The 20,245-nt window shown below is 42.4% G+C and carries 22 protein-coding genes and 2 other annotated features; of the genes, 20 read left to right on the top strand and 2 right to left on the bottom strand.

Annotated features, from left to right (window positions below):
- Window positions 1-95: 95 nt before the first annotated feature.
- Window positions 96-325 (top strand) — a binding site (T-box leader).
- 58 nt (window positions 326-383) lie between these two features.
- The 20 genes from MHB83_RS17380 (at window position 384) to pheA (ending at window position 18,444) form a co-directional block, all read left to right on the top strand.
- Window positions 384-3,026, top strand: coding sequence for a valine--tRNA ligase (locus MHB83_RS17380; protein ID WP_253622371.1), 2,643 nt, complete (start codon window positions 384-386; stop codon window positions 3,024-3,026).
- Between the two features lie 65 nt (window positions 3,027-3,091).
- Window positions 3,092-4,396, top strand: a complete 1,305-nt coding sequence (locus MHB83_RS17375; RefSeq protein WP_137054899.1) for a folylpolyglutamate synthase/dihydrofolate synthase family protein — start codon at window positions 3,092-3,094, stop codon at window positions 4,394-4,396.
- Between the two features lie 147 nt (window positions 4,397-4,543).
- Window positions 4,544-5,263: an A24 family peptidase gene (locus MHB83_RS17370; protein ID WP_253622372.1), complete on the top strand. Its 720-nt coding sequence runs from the start codon at window positions 4,544-4,546 to the stop codon at window positions 5,261-5,263.
- Window positions 5,264-5,431: 168 nt separating this feature from the next.
- The gene (locus MHB83_RS17365; RefSeq protein WP_253622373.1) at window positions 5,432-6,451 is read left to right on the top strand and encodes an SPOR domain-containing protein; all 1,020 of its coding nucleotides are present in this window, start codon (window positions 5,432-5,434) and stop codon (window positions 6,449-6,451) included.
- Window positions 6,452-6,628: 177 nt separating this feature from the next.
- Window positions 6,629-7,198 carry a Maf family protein gene (locus tag MHB83_RS17360; protein WP_003216355.1) on the top strand — a complete coding sequence of 190 codons (570 nt, stop codon included), beginning with the start codon at window positions 6,629-6,631 and terminating at the stop codon, window positions 7,196-7,198.
- 48 nt (window positions 7,199-7,246) lie between these two features.
- On the top strand, window positions 7,247-7,921 hold the full coding sequence (gene radC / locus MHB83_RS17355; RefSeq protein ID WP_034620589.1) for a DNA repair protein RadC: 675 nt from the start codon (window positions 7,247-7,249) through the stop codon (window positions 7,919-7,921).
- A gap of 90 nt (window positions 7,922-8,011) precedes the next feature.
- A complete protein-coding gene (locus MHB83_RS17350; RefSeq protein WP_003216532.1) occupies window positions 8,012-9,031 on the top strand; it encodes a rod shape-determining protein in 1,020 nt (339 codons plus the stop codon).
- Between the two features lie 27 nt (window positions 9,032-9,058).
- A complete protein-coding gene (mreC, locus tag MHB83_RS17345; RefSeq protein WP_050943652.1) occupies window positions 9,059-9,958 on the top strand; it encodes a rod shape-determining protein MreC in 900 nt (299 codons plus the stop codon).
- The gene (gene mreD, locus MHB83_RS17340; protein WP_034661648.1) at window positions 9,955-10,473 is read left to right on the top strand and encodes a rod shape-determining protein MreD; all 519 of its coding nucleotides are present in this window, start codon (window positions 9,955-9,957) and stop codon (window positions 10,471-10,473) included. Before mreC ends, mreD begins: the two co-directional genes overlap by 4 nt.
- A 54-nt stretch (window positions 10,474-10,527) precedes the next feature.
- Window positions 10,528-11,211, top strand: a complete 684-nt coding sequence (minC, locus tag MHB83_RS17335) for a septum site-determining protein MinC (RefSeq protein WP_106029075.1) — start codon at window positions 10,528-10,530, stop codon at window positions 11,209-11,211.
- A gap of 2 nt (window positions 11,212-11,213) precedes the next feature.
- Window positions 11,214-12,017: a septum site-determining protein MinD gene (gene minD / locus MHB83_RS17330; protein WP_003216504.1), complete on the top strand. Its 804-nt coding sequence runs from the start codon at window positions 11,214-11,216 to the stop codon at window positions 12,015-12,017.
- Between the two features lie 112 nt (window positions 12,018-12,129).
- Window positions 12,130-12,921 (top strand): M23 family metallopeptidase, encoded by a 792-nt coding sequence (locus MHB83_RS17325; RefSeq protein WP_226803782.1) that lies wholly within the window; start codon window positions 12,130-12,132, stop codon window positions 12,919-12,921.
- A complete protein-coding gene (locus MHB83_RS17320) occupies window positions 12,914-13,783 on the top strand; it encodes a M50 family metallopeptidase (protein ID WP_342496514.1) in 870 nt (289 codons plus the stop codon). Before MHB83_RS17325 ends, MHB83_RS17320 begins: the two co-directional genes overlap by 8 nt.
- A 66-nt stretch (window positions 13,784-13,849) precedes the next feature.
- Window positions 13,850-13,922 (top strand) — a sequence feature (ribosomal protein L21 leader region).
- Between the two features lie 12 nt (window positions 13,923-13,934).
- Window positions 13,935-14,243 carry a 50S ribosomal protein L21 gene (rplU, locus tag MHB83_RS17315; protein ID WP_003216781.1) on the top strand — a complete coding sequence of 103 codons (309 nt, stop codon included), beginning with the start codon at window positions 13,935-13,937 and terminating at the stop codon, window positions 14,241-14,243.
- A gap of 14 nt (window positions 14,244-14,257) precedes the next feature.
- On the top strand, window positions 14,258-14,596 hold the full coding sequence (locus MHB83_RS17310) for a ribosomal-processing cysteine protease Prp (protein ID WP_003216478.1): 339 nt from the start codon (window positions 14,258-14,260) through the stop codon (window positions 14,594-14,596).
- Window positions 14,597-14,608: 12 nt separating this feature from the next.
- The gene (gene rpmA, locus MHB83_RS17305) at window positions 14,609-14,893 is read left to right on the top strand and encodes a 50S ribosomal protein L27 (RefSeq protein ID WP_003216586.1); all 285 of its coding nucleotides are present in this window, start codon (window positions 14,609-14,611) and stop codon (window positions 14,891-14,893) included.
- A 253-nt stretch (window positions 14,894-15,146) separates the two neighbouring features.
- Window positions 15,147-15,731 (top strand): sporulation initiation phosphotransferase B, encoded by a 585-nt coding sequence (locus tag MHB83_RS17300; RefSeq protein ID WP_003216825.1) that lies wholly within the window; start codon window positions 15,147-15,149, stop codon window positions 15,729-15,731.
- 30 nt (window positions 15,732-15,761) lie between these two features.
- Window positions 15,762-17,048 carry a GTPase ObgE gene (gene obgE / locus MHB83_RS17295; protein WP_342496513.1) on the top strand — a complete coding sequence of 429 codons (1,287 nt, stop codon included), beginning with the start codon at window positions 15,762-15,764 and terminating at the stop codon, window positions 17,046-17,048.
- 55 nt (window positions 17,049-17,103) lie between these two features.
- Window positions 17,104-17,547, top strand: coding sequence for an ACT domain-containing protein (locus tag MHB83_RS17290; protein WP_003216269.1), 444 nt, complete (start codon window positions 17,104-17,106; stop codon window positions 17,545-17,547).
- Between the two features lie 18 nt (window positions 17,548-17,565).
- Window positions 17,566-18,444 carry a prephenate dehydratase gene (gene pheA, locus MHB83_RS17285; RefSeq protein ID WP_003216746.1) on the top strand — a complete coding sequence of 293 codons (879 nt, stop codon included), beginning with the start codon at window positions 17,566-17,568 and terminating at the stop codon, window positions 18,442-18,444.
- Window positions 18,445-18,468: 24 nt separating this feature from the next.
- Here the strand turns inward: pheA and MHB83_RS17280 are convergent, their stop codons facing one another.
- Together MHB83_RS17280 and MHB83_RS17275 are read right to left on the bottom strand one after the other, a co-directional pair.
- The gene (locus tag MHB83_RS17280) at window positions 18,469-19,011 is read right to left on the bottom strand and encodes a transcription repressor NadR (protein WP_003216377.1); all 543 of its coding nucleotides are present in this window, start codon (window positions 19,009-19,011) and stop codon (window positions 18,469-18,471) included.
- A 3-nt stretch (window positions 19,012-19,014) separates the two neighbouring features.
- Entirely contained in the window at window positions 19,015-20,166 is a 1,152-nt protein-coding gene (locus tag MHB83_RS17275; protein WP_285859316.1) for an IscS subfamily cysteine desulfurase, read from the bottom strand.
- Window positions 20,167-20,245 lie beyond the last annotated feature (79 nt).

Below are 20,245 nucleotides of genomic sequence, written 5' to 3'. Positions count from 1 at the left end.
TAAAGAAGAAGAAAAGCGGAAAAGATGATTGACGAAAACAAAAGGCATTTAGTAATATAAATAAAAGATGAGTATGTGCTGATGAACGTGATATATCGTAAGCGTGGATCAGGAAGAGTACAAGCAAGACCCTAAAGAGAGGGAGACCATGAGCTGAAAGGTTTCCTAGGATGCACTTGTTTGGAAGGTCGCCTGTGAGCTTAATTTCTTGAATGAACAAGTAGAGAAATTCGGGAGAACCCCGTTATCCTTTAGAGTGTATGGGACACGTCTATGTGTTCCATGAAAAAAGGTGGTACCGCGAAAAAGCTTTTTCGTCCTTTTATAAGGATGAAAAGGCTTTTTTATGTTTCATCAGCCGAAAAAATGTGGAGGTTACATAAATGGAAACAAATAATCAAGAAATGCCAACAAAGTACGACCCAAATGCGATTGAAAAAGACCGCTATACGTACTGGCTTGAAGGAAAATTCTTTGAAGCACAAAATGACAAAACGAAAGATCCATATACAGTCGTCATTCCTCCACCAAACGTGACAGGAAAACTGCACCTTGGGCATGCGTGGGATTCTACACTTCAAGACATCGTGACACGTATGAAGCGGATGCAGGGCTATGACGTTCTATGGCTTCCAGGAATGGATCATGCCGGTATTGCGACCCAAGCAAAGGTTGAGGCAAAGCTTCGCGAAGAAGGCGTAAGCCGTTATGACCTTGGCCGGGAGAAATTTGTGGAAGAAACGTGGAAATGGAAAGAAGAATATGCGGACTTTATTCGCAGTCAGTGGGCGAAAATGGGACTTGGTCTTGATTACTCACGTGAACGTTTTACATTAGATGAAGGTCTGAATAAAGCGGTACGCCAAGTGTTTGTTCAATTGTATGAAAAAGGGCTGATCTATCGCGGAGAGTACATCATTAACTGGGATCCAGCGACGAAAACGGCACTTTCTGATATTGAAGTCATTTATAAAGATGTTCAAGGCGCGTTTTATCACTTAAGATACCCACTTTCAGATGGCACGGGTTCAATTGAAATTGCGACGACAAGACCTGAAACAATGCTCGGAGATACAGCCGTTGCCGTGCATCCTGATGACGAACGTTATCAGCATTTAATTGGAAAAACAGTGGTCTTGCCAATTACAGGACGCGAGATTCCAATCGTTGCTGATGATTATGTCGATATGGAGTTTGGTTCAGGAGCTGTGAAAATTACACCTGCTCATGACCCGAATGACTTTGAGCTTGGAAACCGCCATAACTTAGAGCGTATCCTTGTCATGAATGAAGATGGCACAATGAATGCAAATGCACTGCAATACAAAGGAATGGACCGCTTTGAATGCCGTAAACAGCTTGTAAAAGACTTGCAAGAAGAGGGTATTTTGTTCAAAATTGAGGACCATATGCATTCAGTTGGTCATAGTGAGAGAAGCGGAGCTGTCGTTGAACCTTATTTATCTACTCAATGGTTTGTAAAAATGCAGCCGTTGGCAGACGAAGCCATTAACCTTCAAAATGGGGACGACCAAGTTCAATTTGTTCCAGACCGCTTTGAAAAGACGTATTTACACTGGATGGAAAATATCCGTGACTGGTGTATTTCTCGTCAGCTATGGTGGGGACACCGCATTCCAGCTTGGTATCATAAAGAAACGAAAGAAGTATATGTTGGACTGGAAGCACCAGAAGATATAGAAAACTGGGAACAGGATAACGATGTGCTTGATACATGGTTTAGTTCAGCGCTTTGGCCTTTCTCGACAATGGGCTGGCCGGATGCAGATAGTGAAGACTTCAAGCGCTACTATCCAACAAACCTGCTTGTTACAGGCTATGACATCATTTTCTTCTGGGTCTCTCGCATGATCTTCCAAGGTCTTGAATTCACAGGAGAAAAACCGTTTAAAGACGTTCTGATTCATGGGCTGATCCGTGACGAGCAAGGACGTAAAATGAGTAAGTCGCTAGGTAACGGAATTGATCCAATGGAGGTCATCGACAAGTACGGTGCAGATTCATTAAGATATTTCTTAGCAACTGGAAGCTCACCAGGTCAGGATCTTCGCTTTAGCTTTGAAAAGGTTGAATCCACTTGGAACTTTGCGAACAAAATTTGGAACGCATCACGTTTTGCTTTAATGAACATGGATGGCTTAACGTATGATGAGCTTGATTTAACAGGAGAAAAATCAGTTGCTGACCAATGGATTTTAACCCGCTTAAATGAAACGATTGAAAGTGTCACACAGCTAGCTGACAAGTATGAATTCGGTGAAGTGGGCAGACATTTATACAACTTCATTTGGGATGATTTCTGTGATTGGTACATTGAGATGGCGAAGCTTCCGCTTTATGGAGAAGATGAAGCAGCGAAGAAAACGACTCGTTCGATCCTTGCGTACGTATTAGATCAGACGATGAGACTTCTTCATCCGTTCATGCCATTCTTAACAGAAGAAATCTGGCAGCATCTTCCGCACGAAGGTGAATCGATTACTGTAGTGGCTTGGCCTGAGGTGAAGCCAGAGCTTTCAAACGAACAAGCGTCTGCTGATATGAAGCTGCTTGTGGAACTCATCCGTTCTGTTCGTAACATCCGCAGTGAAGTGAATACGCCAATGAGCAAACAGGTGGAGCTTTACATTAAAGCTTCTACATCTGATGTGCAGGAACGCTTAGAGAAAAACCGTTCATATATTGAGCGTTTTACGAACCCAAGTGTACTTGAAATTGGCACAGATGTCCCAGCTAGTGATAAAGCGATGACGGCTGTTATTTCTGGAGCAGAGCTCATTCTGCCGCTTGAAGGCTTAATCAACTTAGATGAGGAAATCGCTCGTCTGCAAAAAGAGCTTGATAAGTTGACAAAAGAAGTAGAGCGCGTCCAGAAAAAGCTTGGCAACGAAGGCTTTATGAAAAAAGCGCCTGAAAGTGTCGTAGAAGAAGAGCGTGCGAAAGAACGTGACTATGTCGCAAAACGCGAAGCTGTTCAAAAGCGTATTGAAGAGCTGAAAGCATAAGGTTGAAAAGACGGCTCCTAACAAAATGGAGTCGTCTTTTTTGAAAATTTCGGATGAAATGAGAGATGACATTGTTTACAACCTATCATGAAGCCATTGAGTGGATTCACAGTAGACTGGCCTTTGGTGTAAAACCGGGTCTTGAAAGAATGAAGTGGCTGATGAACAAACTAAGCCATCCGGAACAACGCATAAAAGCGGTACATGTTGCAGGTACAAATGGAAAAGGTTCAACGATTGCGTTTACTCGTTCCGTTTTACAGGCAGCAGGCTATTCAGTCGGCACCTTCACCTCCCCGTTTATTTTAACGTTCAATGAACGAATCAGCGTGAACGGAGCACCTATACAGGATGAAGAATGGCTGAGTTTGGTGAATAAAATCAAGCCTTTTGTTGATGAGTTAGATCAAACAGAGCTTGGCGCAGCAACAGAGTTTGAAATCATTACCGCATGTGCATTTGCTTATTTTGCCGATGTGCAGCAAGTAGACTTTGTCCTATTAGAGACAGGGCTTGGTGGAAGACTTGATTCAACAAATGTTGCCGTACCTATCTTAACAGCGATTACATCGATTGGTCATGATCATATGGCGATTCTAGGTGATACACTTGAACAAATTGCATCTGAAAAAGCGGGCATTATCAAAGAGGGTATTCCGATGATCACCGCAGTTCATCAACCGGAAGCACTTGCGGTCATTCAAAACATCGCAAAAGAAAAGAAGGCGGAATGCATTTCATTACAGGATACTTGTACCTTCAGTCATCAGCAGCCAACAGAAACAGGAGAACGATTTACGTTAAGTACATCAAAAAGGCAGTATCCGCAGCTTGAAACAGGGTTAATCGGAACGCATCAACAGCAAAATGCTTCCCTTGCTGTTCTACTCATTGAATGGCTGGAGCAAGAAGGCTATATTAGCGTGACAGAAGAGCAGGTATATGAAGGTATTCGGCATGCAGTTTGGGCTGGAAGATTTGAAAAAGTCAAAGACCATCCACCAGTTTATTTAGACGGCGCTCATAATGAAGAAGGAATCGACCGTTTAATTGAAACGGTACAAGCTCATTTTTCTAGTAAACAAGTGCATGTCTGTTTTAGTGCTTTAAAAGATAAGCCGTACAAGCAAATGATTCAAAAACTTGAAGCCATTAGTTCCTCTATCCATTTTGTTTCATTTGATTTTCCAAGAGCTGAATCAGCGGAAAAGCTTTATGCATGCAGTCAGTTAGAGGCAACATCGTATGATGATGACCCTCGAACAGTGCTTGAGTTCATTCAGAAAAAAAGTGATGATCCTTCAGCGGTGATCCTTGTGACAGGCTCTCTTTATTTTATTTCAGATATACGAAATCGTATGATTGGGTAACGAAAAGACGCAAATGGCTTTGATGCCTCCTGCGTCTTTTTCTTTTTATATGTAGAAGAGGGGAAAAATCATATTTTCACTAGATGCTCTGGTGGATAGGGTCATGGTAAAATCCGGTCTATCTTATTACCGGAAGGAGCACCACATATGATTGAGATTTTTCTGTTTCTTGCAGGCGTCACGTTGGGGTCGTTCTTTCATCTCGTTGGCGAAAGACTGCCAGTGAAGCGATCTATTCTCTTCCCTCGATCTCACTGCACAGCCTGTAAACAGCCGCTATCCCTGCATGAGATGATCCCGCTCGTTTCTTATGCTGTATGGAAGGGGTCTTGTAAACATTGCGGCATTCGGCTATCTTGGCTCTATCCAACGATTGAAATGCTGTCAGGCGGTCTTTTTTTGCTCATTTATAGGATCGCTGGTTTTTCGTTTGAAGGTCTTTTTCTTGTGATTCTTTGTAGTTTATTCGTGATTGCTGTCGTGAGTGATCTTCTCTATATGAGGGTGCCGAACGAGCTGTTTCTCTTCTTTTTCCCTCTTTTCGTCATATACCGCACGCTGGAACCGCTTCTGATCTGGTGGGAAGGGGCGGCTTCTCTGATTTTTTGCATTCTTTTGTTTTCTAGTTTAGATTATTTTAAGCCGAATAGTCTGGGCGGAGCTGATATGAAGCTGTTCAGTGTGCTTGCGTTTTGCTTTGGCTTCAAGCCGTTCCTTCTCATGCTTTTTCTCTCATGTATCGCTGGAATGGTTTATGCAAAGGTCTTTTCCTTTCGAGTAAACGAGCCATTCCCTTTTGTTCCTTCGATCGCTATTTCTTTTTTGCTGTATCTCTGTGGTGCTCCTGTCTTGTTTCTATTTGGATAGTCGAAGGGGTGAAAAAATTGGCGAACACTTTTTTGCCCTGCCGACAAAAGTCTTGTTCTTTTTTTTTACTGCTATGGTAAAGTGTGAAACAGAAAGAAGGACGGGTTAAATTCGCACTGATTCATTGGACAGAAAGGTCTTTCTTACAAACATGTCAGAAAGCGGGGAATGACAGTGAAAAAAAGGCAGGCAAAAAAACAAGGGCTAAAGGTCAATATTAATGGCAAGGAAGAAATGGTGCATGAAGATGATCATCAGCCGCCAAAACAGCAAGAGGATCAAGTGACGTTTTCGAATTGGGAGGAAAAGAGACATTCGGAACAGGAGACAGCGGCTTCTCAGGAAGATTCGTCTAAACCGAAAGAAGAGGATTTCCAGTGGGATGATGCTGCTGATCATATTTATCATTCTGATCCAAAAGTCGTCACACCTTATCAAAAGAAAAAAAGCTCCTTTGATCAGAAGTTCGGTAAAAATCGCGGTCCCTTCAAGAGAGTGATGACAACGATTGTGTTTGCGGTCGTTCTTGGGACAGGCCTTGGGGTGTTTGCGCTTAGTTTAAGTCAAGATGGTACATCAAATCCTTCAGGTGGAGATATCAGTGTCTCGGCATCTGGTTCTGGAAATCAATCATCGATGAAAGCTGGTGGGGATGCGCCGAATGCAGGTACTACAGATGAATCAAAAGAGAACAAAGATGAAAAAAGTGCCTCTGGCAGTTTATCAACCTTTGTTGTACAGGCTGGGAAATTCTCTTCTGAAAAAGGAGCAGATGACTTAGTTGGCAGTTTAAAAGATGCAGGATATGCTGGGAAAAAGGTTTCCATGGATGATGGATATTATGTCATTGCCGGGCTTGCGACAGAGCAGGGGATGACAAGCGCTGTAGGGAAGAAATTGATTGATCAGCACTTTGAGGCGTGGGGAGGAAAGGAGCTCTCATTTCAAGTGCCGGATGAGCTGACTAGTTTAATAGAAAAGGCATCTGTATTATCATCCAAAGTGATTGCAGGCGATGAAGTGGATCCAAAGGAAGTCACGCAGCTAATTTCTGAGCTTGAAAGTGCCAAAACAGAGGATGCACCGGCTAAAAGCAGTTTGCTAAAAGCTGTGCAGCTCTTAAATGACCCAACTGCTGAAAATGGATGGAAATCTCAGCAGGCATTGCTTGATCAATTAAATACGTAAAATCATTTTTTAAGAAACGAAACTAGTCAAAAAATGACTAGTTTTTTTCTTTTGCATCCAACATAATGATGAAGGTACATGAAAAATGAATTTTCGTAAATTGTCGGTAAGATGTACATTTGCTAGGATGAATGGGTATCTTACTTCTTAGGCTAAACCCTGAAAGGATGAACAAACATGAACCAATTGATTCTCGCATCGCAATCACCTAGAAGAAAAGAATTGCTTGATCTAGCAGGGTTTTCTTATGACATTCAAGCAAGTCATTTAAAAGAAGAAATAAATCGAAACCTTTCCCCTGCTGAGAACGTCCAATGGTTGGCAGAACAAAAAGCAAATGATATTCAAAGATTAAATCCCAAAGCTGTGGTCATTGGTGCAGATACAATTGTTGCAATTGACGGCAAATGTCTTGGGAAACCAAAAGATAAGAAAGAAGCGGCTTTTATGCTTCAATTATTATCAGGAAAGACACATCAAGTCTTGACGGGTGTCACGGTTCAGTCAGAGAATAGAAAAGAAACATTTTATGAACAGACAGAAGTGACATTTTGGACGCTTACTCAAAATGAAATAGACCGCTATATCGATACGGGCGAACCCCTTGATAAAGCGGGAAGCTATGGCATTCAAGGGAAAGGCGCACTGTTTGTTCAAAAAATAGATGGTGATTATTTTTCCGTTGTCGGTCTACCTATTGCGAAAACAGTCAGAGTGCTTGAAACCTTTGGAATCACCCCTTTTTGAAGACAGGAAGGAATTCTAAAAGGAGTGGTCATCCTGAACGATTTCCCTATGCTGCTAAAGCATCTCCCTCATGATGAAAAACCGAGAGAACGATTTATCAAATACGGGCCCAGCAGTTTGTCAAATCATGAACTTGTTGCGATCCTTCTAAGAACAGGCACGAAAAAAGAATCAGTTCTCCAAATTTCTGCAAGACTTCTGCAAACATTTGGCGGTCTTCGCTCTGTAAAAGAAGCCTCAATTGAAGAAATGTCGAAGATTAGAGGAGTTGGAAAGGCGAAGGCGATTTCTCTTTTAGCTGCTTTAGAACTCGGCACTAGGTTACACCATCAAACGACGGATAACCGCTATGTGATCCGCACACCAGAAGACGGAGCGAACTTTGTGATGGAAGATATGAGATTTTTGACACAGGAAAATTTCGTTTGTCTTTATCTCAATACAAAAAATCAAGTTCTTCATAAACATACCGTGTTTATTGGAAGCCTGAATTCATCGATCGTTCACCCGCGTGAAATTTTCAAAGAAGCCTTTAAACGATCGGCCGCTTCATTTATATGTGTGCATAACCATCCATCTGGAGATCCGACGCCCAGCAGGGAAGATATTGAAGTTACACAGCGACTTTTTGAATGTGGAAAGCTGATTGGAATACAGCTGCTTGATCATCTGGTCATAGGTGATCAAAAATTTGTGAGTTTGAAGGAAAAAGGGTATTTGTAACACTTTTTTTTTCAATGTTTTACGATATAATAGAGTTTATGAGTTTTTCCCTAAAGGGAATTTTGGTTTAAGAAAGGAAGATACATACATATGTTTGGAATTGGTACAAAAGACCTTGGAATAGATCTTGGAACAGCGAACACGCTTGTTTTTATTAAAGGAAAAGGCATTGTTGTAAGAGAACCTTCGGTCGTAGCTTTGGAAACTGATACGAAGTCTATAGTGGCGGTTGGAAATGACGCGAGAAACATGATTGGCCGTACACCTGGTAATATTGTGGCACTTCGCCCAATGAAAGACGGAGTCATTGCAGATTACGAGACGACAGCAACAATGATGAAATATTACATTAATCAAGCATTAAAAGGCAAAGGGCTTTTTGCTCGTAAACCTTACGTGATGGTATGTGTACCATCTGGTATTACAGCTGTAGAAGAGCGTGCAGTTATTGATGCAACAAGACAAGCTGGTGCACGTGACGCATACCCGATTGAAGAGCCATTTGCTGCGGCGATCGGTGCTAACCTGCCTGTATGGGAGCCAACAGGAAGTATGGTTGTTGACATTGGCGGCGGTACAACAGAGGTAGCCATTATTTCTCTTGGCGGTATTGTGACATCACAATCGATCCGCGTGGCAGGAGATGAAATGGATGATGCGATCAGCAGCTACATCCGTAAAACGTATAACCTGATGATCGGTGATCGTACGTCAGAAGCTATTAAAATGGAAATTGGATCTGCGCAGCCTGATGTGCATGATGAAATGGATATTCGGGGCCGTGACCTTTTAACTGGCCTGCCAAAAACAATCTCGATTACAGCAGATGAGATTGCAAAAGCGCTTCGTGATACAGTGGAAACAATTGTTGATGCGGTGAAAATGACACTTGAAAAAACTCCGCCTGAGCTGGCAGCAGATATTATGGACCGTGGAATCGTCTTAACTGGCGGCGGTGCATTGCTTCGTAATCTTGACAAAGTCATTAGTGATGAAACGAAGATGCCAGTTATTATTGCTGAAGATCCGCTTGACTGTGTGGCGATCGGGACAGGAAAAGCACTAGAGCATATTCATTTGTTCAAAGGAAAATCAAAAGATAATCGATAATCGGGCGTAAATAAAGAGGTGTAAGACATGCCGCAGTTTTTTATGAATAAAAGATTAATGTTGCTCCTTGTCTGTGTCATCGTACTGGTGGCCATGATTGGTTTTTCAGTGAAAAGCGGCAGAGGTGCTTCATGGCCGGAAAAATTAGTGGGGGATACGACAGGCTTTTTTCAAGGTGTCTTTCATAAACCATCACAATTTATTGCCGGTATTTATGGGAATGTACAAGATTTAAAGAACACATACGATGAAAACGAACGTCTTCGAAAAAAACTTGATGGACAAACCCAATATGAGGCGAAACTTCAAGAACTAGAAGATGAGAACAAAAAGCTACGCAAGCAGCTCGGTTATGTGAACTCTATTCGTGATTATACGCCAATTCTATCAACGGTTATCGCGAGAAACCCGTCCCTTTGGGATAGCTTTATCATGATTGATAAAGGGAAAAAACAAGGCGTTGACAAAGATATGGCGGTCACAAATGAGAGTGGTGCGTTAATTGGGAAAATTGAAAGTGATAAGCTCAACAATTTTACTTCGACTGTAAGGTTGCTAAGCTCTACTGACCAAAATAATAGAATTTCAACGAAAATTTTTGCGAAAAAGGGCAAAGAAGAACTCAACGGAATTATTAACGGCTATGACAGTAAGAAAAAAATGCTGACAATGAATATTCTGAAATCTGATGCAGATGGAGATGTCAAAAAAGGAGATCTTGTTGAAACATCTGGAGCAGGGGGCGTATTTCCTCAAGGCTTGACGATTGGTAAGGTAAGTGAAATCGAGCCAGATCATTACGGCCTGACAAAAATCATTTATGTAGAACCAGCGGCTGAACTTAACAATTTAGACCGTGTGATTGTGGTGAATCGCAGCTCAAGTACGGCAGATGCATCTGAATTGACGAAGGAGGAAGGCTCGTGAGACGTGTCCTTCTTGCTTTCGTCATGTTGTTTATCTTCGTATTTGACAGTATTTTTGTCGATCTAGTGAAGCTCCCATTTGTTTCAGACAATCAAATTTTAGCTCCTCATTTCATCTTACTCGCACTTGTATTTATGACGGCGTTTGTGAATCAAAAATATGGTGTGATTTTCGGTTTTATCTTTGGACTTTTATATGATATTTCGTATACAGGCATACTTGGTGTTCATATGTTTGGCTTTGGAGCGCTCTGCTATTTGCTAGCGAAAGCCTTTAAAGTTTTGCAAACGAATATGTTAGTGGTCGTCTTTCTGTCGATTATTGCTGTTTCCGTGATGGAGTTTTATGTGTACGGCGTTCAAGCGACAATTCAACCAGGGATTATGCCGTTTAATACGTATGTCATCGAACGCTTTATTCCAACGATTCTTTTAAATACTGCTGCGTCTCTCATACTTGTTGTGCCGCTTAGGCTCTTTTTCATCAACATGAAACAAGGACTGATCGACGAATAAAAGCAGGAGTTTGTCCAAATACGGCGAAATGAGTATGTTGTTGAGGTGAGCATCTTGAAAACTCAAAAACAGCAATATGTGACAATAAAAGGTACAAAAAACGGATTAACATTACAGTTAAATGATGACTGTTCGTTTGATGACCTTCTTTCTGGCTTGCGAGAGGTTCTTTTACTTGAGCAATATACAGATGGAAGAGAAGGTCATAAGGTTAATGTGCATATTAAGCTTGGTTTTCGGTATTTAACAGAGGATCAGGAAATGCGTTTGACTGAAGCAGTCTCTGAAAATGAACATCTCGTCATTCACTCTATTGAAAGTGACGTCATGTCAACTGAAGAGGCGAGACGATTAAAAGCAGAGGCTGACATTACCTCTGTAGCGAAAATTGTGCGCTCTGGACAGGTGCTGTATGTCGAAGGAGATCTTTTATTAATAGGAGATGTCAATCCTGGCGGAACGATTCGTGCAGGGGGAAATATTTTTGTGCTCGGTGCTTTAAAAGGCGTGGCACATGCTGGATGTAATGGGAATAAACAAGCTGTCATTGCGGCATCTCGTATGATTCCAACACAGCTTCGTATCGCACAAGTGTTTAACCGTGCACCAGATCAAAAAGAAGATGGAAATGAAATGGAATGTGCTTATTTAGATATAGATGGCAACATGATCATTGAACGCCTGCAGCAATTGGCTCATATAAGACCTAATCTGACAAGGCTTGAGGGAGGAATGTGAAATTGGGCGAGGCTATTGTGATTACCTCAGGAAAAGGCGGCGTTGGCAAAACAACAACATCTGCAAACTTAGGCACAGCACTAGCAATTCAAGGGAAAAAGGTGTGTCTAGTTGATACCGATATTGGCCTTCGGAATTTAGATGTCGTGATGGGGCTTGAGAACCGCATTATTTATGATCTAGTCGATGTAGTAGAAGGAAGATGTAAAATTCACCAAGCGCTTGTAAAAGATAAGCGTTTCGAGGATCTTTTGTATCTTTTACCCGCTGCTCAAACAAGCGATAAAACGGCTGTAGAACCAGAGCAGATCAAAGAATTAATTCAATCATTGAAACAAGACTTTGACTATGTCGTCATTGATTGCCCTGCTGGAATTGAGCAAGGCTTTAAAAATGCTGTATCTGGTGCAGATAAGGCAATTGTCGTGACGACGCCTGAGATCTCAGCTGTAAGAGATGCCGACCGTATCATCGGCTTGTTAGAACAAGAAGATATCGAACCACCTCGTTTGATTGTCAACCGTATTCGTACACACATGGCGAAAAGTGGCGATTCAATGGATGTGGATGAAGTTGTCCATCACTTATCGATTGATCTTCTTGGCATTGTCGCTGATGATGATGACGTGATTAAGGCTTCAAACAATGGTGAACCGATTGTCATGGATGCTAAAAATAAAGTCTCGATTGCGTATCGTAATATCGCCCGCCGCGTACTAGGCGAATCTGTTCCACTTCAATCATTTGAAGATGAAAACAAAGGAATGTTTGCTAAGCTGAAAGCATTTTTTGGTGTAAGAGCTTAATAAGCATTCAGGTAAGATGAGACCGATTCGATCAGAATCGGTCTTTTTGTTGCATATCAGATGAGGTCACCACATAAAATGTACAAACTGTTTGTATGTAAAGGGTGATCTCATGAAAAGAGTGGACGAGTACCGAAAGAAAATCGCGCAGCGCCGCAAAACGAAGCAGTTAGCTGCTCCATCTAAGAAGACGACTTTTAAGAAAAAAGAGGATATCCCTCCATGGGTCATGCTGACAGAGGAAGAAAAGCATTCAGGGTCGTCTTCCTTTGAATCGTCGTCTCATCAGCCGAAGAAATATCAGCATCCGCTATTTAATCCCAATGCCTTTGTGCTGAAATGTTTATTATCTGCGTCTCTTGTGTTATTTGCAGCCATTTCATTTAAAGGTCAGGCAGGGCCGTTTCAGCAGCTGAAGCCAATCATTACGCAGACCTTTGAGCAAGATTTTCAATTTGCTGCTGCCAATCGCTGGTTTGAGAAAACAGTTGGAAACCCCCTTGCCTTTTTAACAGACAAAAAGGAAGACCAAAAAGATGTACAAGCGAACCAAGAACTGGCCGTACCTGCTTCTGGAAAAGTACAGGAATCCTTTACGCAAAACGGAGCAGGTGTCAAAATCGAAACAGCGGCTGAAGCGATTGACAGTATGAAGGAAGGCTATGTAGTAGAAGTGAAAAAGAAAAGTGACACAGGGCTGACAGTGGTCGTGCAGCATGCGGATAACAGCTATAGCTGGTACGGTCAATTAAAGGAAGCCAATGTGGCCTTATACGATTTTGTCGACAAGGGTGAGAAAATTGGCCAGATCTCACTTGATGATCAAGGAAAGGGCACATATTACTTTGCCATTAAGCAAAATGAACAGTTTATCGATCCTATTCAGGTGATGACCTTTGAATAGATGGCTGGTCATGCTGACGAAAATTCACATTCATCCGCTGCTGTGGATTGTGATGGCGTTTGCGATCCTCTCTGGTCAAATCAAGCCGCTGCTTTGTCTGCTCATTATCGTCTTTGTCCATGAGCTTGGACATGCAGCGGCTGCTTGCTATTATCATTGGCGCATTCGGCGGATTTTTCTACTCCCGTTTGGCGGAGCGGTAGAAGTAGAAGAGCATGGGAACCGCCCGCTAAAGGAAGAGCTGGCGGTCATTTTATGCGGGCCGCTCCAGCATGTACCGCTCCAGCTAATGGCGTGGTTTTTCATGGAAGCTTCTCTTATTTCACACGACATTTTTACGATGTTCACTTTTTATAATATGGCGATGTTCCTTGTGAATCTTTTGCCGATTTGGCCGCTAGATGGCGGGAAATTATTCTTTTTGCTCTTATCAGCATATTACCCTTTCCAACGTGCACATGCCCTTGCCATAAAAGGCTCCCTTGTCTTTTTTAGTCTGTTGACAGGCGGATTACTTTTGTTTGCGCCGCTTCAATTCAACGGCTGGGTGCTGCTCACCTTTTTAGCCTATTCACTCGTGATGGAGTACCGGCAGCGGCATTATGTCAGGGTTCGTTTTTTACTAGAACGTTATTACGGTAAAAAAGAGCAAAAGGTAGAAAAGCTGATTCCGCTGAGAGCGAGCGCTGAGGAAAAAGTATATGAAGTCATGGCGCGATTCCAAAGAGGCTGTAAGCATCCGATTATTATTGAAAGAGATGGCGTGAAAATGAGCCAGCTTGACGAAAATGAACTGCTTCATGCGTATTTTTCAGATCGAAGAACCACCTCCTCAATGGAAGAGCTGCTTTTGCCGTACTAGTTATGAAAATACATTGACATTCTGCGTCTAATTTGATATATTTTTTAATGTTATGGATATGTAGCACCCGTGCTACAACCGCGCGAAGCAGGTGTAAAGAGCCTAAGGCCCCCTGTATTCGGCGAGTCTGAGTTTATTAGGAGGTGCAGAGATGTACGCAATTATCGAAACTGGTGGTAAACAAGTAAAAGTTGAAGAAGGTCAAACTGTTTATGTTGAAAAACTAGCTGCTGAAGCAGGTGAAACAGTAACTTTTGAAAACGTATTGTTTGTCGGCGGAGACACTGTCAAAGTGGGTAACCCTTCAGTTGCTGGAGCAACAGTAACGGCTAAAGTTGAAAAACAAGGTCGCGGTAAGAAAATTACTGTGTTCAAGTACAAACCGAAGAAAAACAACCACAAGAAACAAGGTCATCGTCAACCTTACACTAAAGTTGTTATCGAAAAAATCAACGCTTAAGGCGTGTGAGTGATATGATCAAAGCAACCATTACTCGGTCGGCAGCAGATGAAAGCATTACGTCTTTTCAGATGACTGGACATGCCGAGTTTGCTGAAAAAGGTCAGGATCTCGTTTGTGCAGGAGTATCTGCTGTTGTTTTCGGCTCAGTCAATTCAATTATTGCACTGACAGGATTGGACCCTCTGCTTGATATTGGCGAGGAAGGCGGCTATTTCTCTTTTGAATTGCCGGCTGATACAGATCCAGTATCCTTTGAAAAAGCCCAGCTGCTTTTAGAAGGCATGGTCGTTTCCTTAGAAACAATCGAACGAGATTATCACGATTATGTGAGAATATCTACAAAAAAATAGGAGGTGAACTTCATGCTTAGATTAGATCTTCAATTTTTCGCATCTAAAAAAGGGGTAGGTTCTACAAAGAACGGACGTGACTCTGAGTCTAAACGTTTAGGCGCTAAACGTGCTGATGGTCAATTCGTAACTGGTGGTTCTATCCTTTATCGTCAACGTGGAACGAAAATCTATCCAGGTGAAAACGTTGGACGCGGAGGCGACGACACTCTTTTCGCTAAAATCGACGGAACAGTTAAATTCGAACGTTTCGGTCGTGACCGTAAAAAAGTGAGCGTATATCCTGCGGCACAATAATTGCTAAAAACTCCGGTCATTGACTGGAGTTTTTTCACTTTTTACAAGTAGTATCGAAGATGAAAAAGAGATGCACTCCATCAATATCAAAGAACGTTTGCTGACTTTGCCTCATTTTCTCCTATAGATCAGAAAAAACAACCTTTCCTCACATAACTAGTGTTTTTCTATGCTGTCTTCTCTGTTATAATTCAGGGAGACATATTGATGATAAGACTCCTAAAAGAGAGACCAAACGATTGGGAGTGCGATAATGGAAGAGATATCAAGTAAACAAAACGAAAAATTAACTCACGTTGCATTAACAAATGAATTGATCTATCTGCTCAGTCGTTCAAGACATGACTGGATGAATAAATTGCAGCTGATCAAGGGCAACTTGACATTAGAAAAATATGACCGTGTGTTTGAAATTATAGAAGAAATGGTCATTGAAGCACAGCATGAATCCAAACTCTCAAATTTAAAAATTCCCCAATTGGCCTATTACTTTCTAACATTTAATTGGGAGTCGCATTTTATCACCTTAGAATACGAAGTGCTTGGTGAAACCCGAGACTTATCAGCATATGAATCGCAGCTGCTAACGGTATCACAGGAGTTGTTTTCGATATTCGATCAATCAGTTTGCCAAAAAACTGAAAATCATTTAACGGTCACGTTCCAAACAGATCATGAAGAGAATGATGTGATCTTATATTTTGATTTCAAAGGAAAATTAACAAGTTTGGATGCGTTAAATGCGTTTCATGACGCAAACTATCCATGTATGAGTGTAGTTCAATTTCATGTGACAAGTCATGAGTCCATGATCGAGCTTTGTTTGAGGCAAGAATGAGATATGTGATGCAGAGAAACGGAGGAAGTTATGTTTGTAGATCAGGTTAAAGTGTATGTTAAAGGCGGTGACGGCGGAAACGGTATGGTGGCGTTTCGTCGTGAAAAATATGTGCCAAAAGGCGGACCGGCTGGCGGCGATGGTGGAAATGGTGCAGATGTTGTATTTGAAGTAGACGAAGGACTCAGAACATTGATGGACTTTCGTTATAAGCGCCATTTTAAGGCGGATCGCGGCGAGCACGGAATGAGTAAAAACCAGCACGGCCGAAATGCGGAAGAAATGGTTGTCAAAGTTCCGCCCGGTACGGTTGTGACGGATGCAGAGACAGAACAAGTACTCGCAGACTTAACAGAGCATGGACAGCGGGCAATCATTGCAAAAGGCGGACGAGGCGGACGTGGAAATTCACGTTTCGCAACACCGGCAAACCCTGCACCACAGCTTTCTGAAAATGGCGAGCCAGGTAAAGAACGTGACGTCATCTTAGAATTAAAAGTACTTGCAGATGTTGGACTTGTTGGTTTCCCAAGTGTCGGGAAGTCGACACTGCTTTCAATTGTCTCTTCTGCGAAACCGAAAATTGCAGATTATCATTTCACAACGCTTGTGCCGAACCTAGGAGTTGTCGAAACAGATGATAACCGAAGCTTCGTCATGGCGGATCTGCCAGGACTGATCGAAGGCGCGCACGAAGGTGTTGGCTTAGGTCATCAATTTTTACGCCACATTGAGCGGACACGCGTCATTGTCCATGTCATTGATATGTCAGCACTTGAAGGACGTGACCCGTACGAAGATTATGTGACGATTAATGAAGAGCTTGAGCAATACAATATGAGATTGACTGAGCGTCCACAAATCATTGTAGCGAACAAAATGGACATGCCAGATGCAGCTGACAATCTAGCGGCATTTAAAGAAAAATTAACGGATGACTATAAAGTGTTCCCAATTAGTGCGATCACAAGAGAAGGGCTTCGTGAGCTTTTATTTGAAATCGCCAATCAGCTTGAAACAACACCGGAATTCCCGCTTTATAATGAAGAGGAACTGTCTGATAACCGCGTAATGTACAGGTTTGATGAGGGAGATGCACCATTTGAGATCACAAGAGATCCTGACGGTACATTTGTCATAACGGGTAAAGCACTTGAGCGACTGTTTAAGATGACAGATTTCTCAAGAGATGAGTCCGTGAAACGATTCTCTAGACAATTGCGCGGAATGGGTGTCGATGATGCCTTGCGTGAGCGTGGTGCACAAGACGGCGACATCATTCGTCTGCTTGAATTTGAATTTGAATTTATTGATTGATCAAAAGGAGGGTCCAGTCCATGGGCTCTCCCGTTTTTAAAAGGGGAGAAAACAGGTGAAAGAAGAAACGTTCTATTTAGTAAGAGAGGATGTCCTTCCAGATGCGATGCGAAAAACGCTTGAAGTCAAAAAGCTTCTCGATCGCAAAAAAGCGGATTCAGTTGCCGATGCTGTTCAACAAGCGGATTTAAGCCGCAGTGCTTTTTATAAATACAGAGATGCTGTTTTTCCATTTTATACGATGGTGAAAGAGCAGATCATCACATTGTTTTTCCACCTTGAGGATCGGTCTGGGGCTCTGTCAAGACTGCTGCAAATTGTGGCTGACTCTGGCTGTAATGTGTTATCCATTCACCAAACGATTCCGCTGCAAGGAAGAGCGAATGTCACCCTATCCATTAGCACGGCTGGTATGGCAGATGATATCAATACAGTCATGAATCAATTAAGAAAACTTGAATTTGTCGAAAAAGTTGAAATTCTAGGTTCTGGGGCGTAAAAGGAGAGATCATAGCAGATGAAGCAATTAACTGTAGGTTATTTTGGACCAGAGGCAACATTTACTCATTTGGCCGTATGCTCTTGCTTTCCAGCAGATGCAATGCAGCGTGCCTATGCAACGATTCCGCAATGTATGGATGCTGTGTCAAAAGGCGAAGTCGATTTGGCGGTCGTTCCACTTGAAAATGCACTCGAAGGATCTGTGAACTTAACGATTGATTATTTAATTCATGAAGAAGCGCTGTCCATTGTTGGTGAAATGACAGCACCGATTCGGCAGCATTTGCTTGTCCACCCATCAAGAGCGGAAAGCTGGGAGACATTAGATGTGATCCAATCACATCCGCACGCGATTGCCCAGTGTCATCAATTTCTGAAAAAGCAGTACCCAGATATTCCGCATCGTCCAGTTGAATCAACAGGTTATGCAGCGAAATATATCAGTGAGCATCCGGATGAGGCTGCTGGGGCCATTGCGAATGAAATTGCCGCACAAACGTATGGTTTAACAATTGCAAAAAAAGACATTCATGATTATCCGCACAATCATACACGCTTTGTTATTTTACATAAAGATCCTAAAGCATCGTTCCCAATGAATGCAGGGTTCTCATCGAAGCCAAAAACGACCATTGTCGTCAGTCTGCCAAAGGATGACCAATCAGGTGCATTGCACCGCGTGTTATCTGCCTTTTCTTGGCGAAATCTCAACTTGTCAAAAATTGAATCTCGTCCAACAAAAACTGGTCTTGGACACTATTTATTTATTATAGATATAGAAAAAGAAATGGATGATGTCCTTGTCCCTGGTGCGATTCAGGAATTAGAAGCAATTGGCTGTGAAGTCAAATTGCTCGGCAGCTACCAAACATATGAACTAACGAATGAAAAATAGTGTCCCTTATAGGACACTATTTTTTTAGTCTTTAATTAAAAAGCCAGCATCATCGAGCGCTTGGATGGCTTGGTCAAGCTGCTTTTGACTGTAAGAAGTGAGTGTATGTAAATGCACACCGTCTGTTAGTTCTGACAAGTAGGAGGCGCCCGTGTTAGAAATATGATGAACGAAATCAGCTACTTGCTTGCGAGTGCTGACGCGAATCGAGGCCGTTAGTTCACCGTAAACAGGGTGCTCTATAATCACATCTTTTACCGTCACCCCAAAGTCTACAATTAAGGTCAGTTCCTCTTCTGTACGAACAGGATCATGCTTGCAGGCGATGATTTGTTCAATTTCTCTTTCTGGCGCATGCTGAGATGCCATATACACATAGCCTTGACTTGTGGCAATAATGGGTTCGTTTTTTGCTTTCAATAGTGAGATATCTTGTACAATGACTTGTCGAGAGACAGCCGCCTTTTTAGCCAAAAAGCTCCCGGTGAGCGGTGAATCTGTTTCTTTCAGCCACTCTAAAATGGCGTTTCTTCTCTCTTCGCCAATGAGTTTCCTCTCTTGCTCCACGTCTTATGCTCCTTTCTTCTCCTTTTGCAATTGTTCAAATGTATGCAAAAGCTGATCGATGTCCTCTTTTGACGACTTCGATCCAAATGATAGTCGAATGAATTGAAGAGCATCACGGTCTGATACGTGCAATGCCTTCACAGCCGGGGAAGGATGATGATAACCAGAAGCACATGCGCTTCCAGTCGATATACAAATCCCATGCCGGTTACATGCTAACATTACATATTGTCCTTCAAACCCTTCAAAAAAACAACCAATAATATGAGGCAGCATAAGGCGATTGCCATTGTTCTGAAGTGTACGAACAGGAAGCTGTCTCATTTTCAGCTGCTGAAGAAAATAATCACGAAGCTGCTCATTTTGCCGTTTTTGCTCATCTAGCTTAAGCATTAATTGTTCGCTCGCAGCAGCAAAAGCACCGATGCATGGAACGTTCACTGTTCCAGGGCGGAAGCCATTTTCCTGAACTGCACCTGAATATAAAGGCTTCCAAGGAACGTGAGCGCCCATATAGACAGCACCAGCGCCCTTAGGTGCATACACTTTATGGCTAGAGATGGATACGGCATCAACCCCAAGCTCCTTGATGGACACACGAACCTTTCCGAATGTTTGCACGGCATCTGTATGAAAAAGAATGTGCCTTTCTTTTAAAATGGGTGCTAATTCAGCGAGCGGCTGGATAATCCCTGTTTCTGAATTAGCATGCTGGATAGATACTAATCCTGTTTCAGGCAATAATGCATCTTTGAGAATGTCCTGAGTGATGATCCCATCTTGATTCGGTTCAATGATCGTAACCTTCGCGCCAAGACGCTCTAAGCTCTTAACCGCATGATGAACAGAAGGATGCTCTACAGAAGTTGTGATGACATGCTGCCTGTCTGCTGGCAGACCATTTGCCATCGATTGAATCGCAAGAAGATTGGATTCCGTTCCGCCGCTTGTAAAGTAGATGCCCTCTGGTTCGCCCTCAAGAATGGCAGCGATTGATTGTCTGCTGTAAGTCAGTATGTCATTTGCTCTTCCGCCTGCATCATGTAGACTGCTTGCATTCCCGTAGCAATCTTTACTTAGCTGATGAAAAACATGCAGTGCCTCCTCCGAAACAGGTGTAGAAGCTGCGTAATCTAAATAAACCAATCCATCCATCTCCTATGAGAAAATTTTTTCTTGTATTTATTGTAGTGTTGTGTAATGATATGTGTCAAGACAGGTGTAAATGACAGGA

The sequence above is a fragment of the Bacillus sp. FSL K6-3149 genome (assembly GCF_038630515.1).
GTDB classification, from domain to species: domain Bacteria; phylum Bacillota; class Bacilli; order Bacillales; family Bacillaceae; genus Bacillus; species Bacillus pumilus.
The sequence above is the reverse complement of the archived record's forward strand: the minus strand, read 5'-3'. Positions and strand labels throughout refer to the sequence as shown.

Coding starts and splice junctions, on each gene's coding strand:
- MHB83_RS17380 (WP_253622371.1), top strand. CDS start 384: ATGGAAACAAATAATCAAGAAATGCCAACAAAGTACGACCCAAATGCG.
- MHB83_RS17375 (WP_137054899.1), top strand. CDS start 3,092: ATGACATTGTTTACAACCTATCATGAAGCCATTGAGTGGATTCACAGT.
- MHB83_RS17370 (WP_253622372.1), top strand. CDS start 4,544: ATGATTGAGATTTTTCTGTTTCTTGCAGGCGTCACGTTGGGGTCGTTC.
- MHB83_RS17365 (WP_253622373.1), top strand. CDS start 5,432: ATGACAGTGAAAAAAAGGCAGGCAAAAAAACAAGGGCTAAAGGTCAAT.
- MHB83_RS17360 (WP_003216355.1), top strand. CDS start 6,629: ATGAACCAATTGATTCTCGCATCGCAATCACCTAGAAGAAAAGAATTG.
- radC (WP_034620589.1), top strand. CDS start 7,247: ATGCTGCTAAAGCATCTCCCTCATGATGAAAAACCGAGAGAACGATTT.
- MHB83_RS17350 (WP_003216532.1), top strand. CDS start 8,012: ATGTTTGGAATTGGTACAAAAGACCTTGGAATAGATCTTGGAACAGCG.
- mreC (WP_050943652.1), top strand. CDS start 9,059: ATGCCGCAGTTTTTTATGAATAAAAGATTAATGTTGCTCCTTGTCTGT.
- MHB83_RS17325 (WP_226803782.1), top strand. CDS start 12,130: ATGAAAAGAGTGGACGAGTACCGAAAGAAAATCGCGCAGCGCCGCAAA.
- rplU (WP_003216781.1), top strand. CDS start 13,935: ATGTACGCAATTATCGAAACTGGTGGTAAACAAGTAAAAGTTGAAGAA.
- MHB83_RS17310 (WP_003216478.1), top strand. CDS start 14,258: ATGATCAAAGCAACCATTACTCGGTCGGCAGCAGATGAAAGCATTACG.
- rpmA (WP_003216586.1), top strand. CDS start 14,609: ATGCTTAGATTAGATCTTCAATTTTTCGCATCTAAAAAAGGGGTAGGT.
- MHB83_RS17300 (WP_003216825.1), top strand. CDS start 15,147: ATGGAAGAGATATCAAGTAAACAAAACGAAAAATTAACTCACGTTGCA.
- obgE (WP_342496513.1), top strand. CDS start 15,762: ATGTTTGTAGATCAGGTTAAAGTGTATGTTAAAGGCGGTGACGGCGGA.
- pheA (WP_003216746.1), top strand. CDS start 17,566: ATGAAGCAATTAACTGTAGGTTATTTTGGACCAGAGGCAACATTTACT.
- MHB83_RS17275 (WP_285859316.1), bottom strand. CDS start 20,166: ATGGATGGATTGGTTTATTTAGATTACGCAGCTTCTACACCTGTTTCG.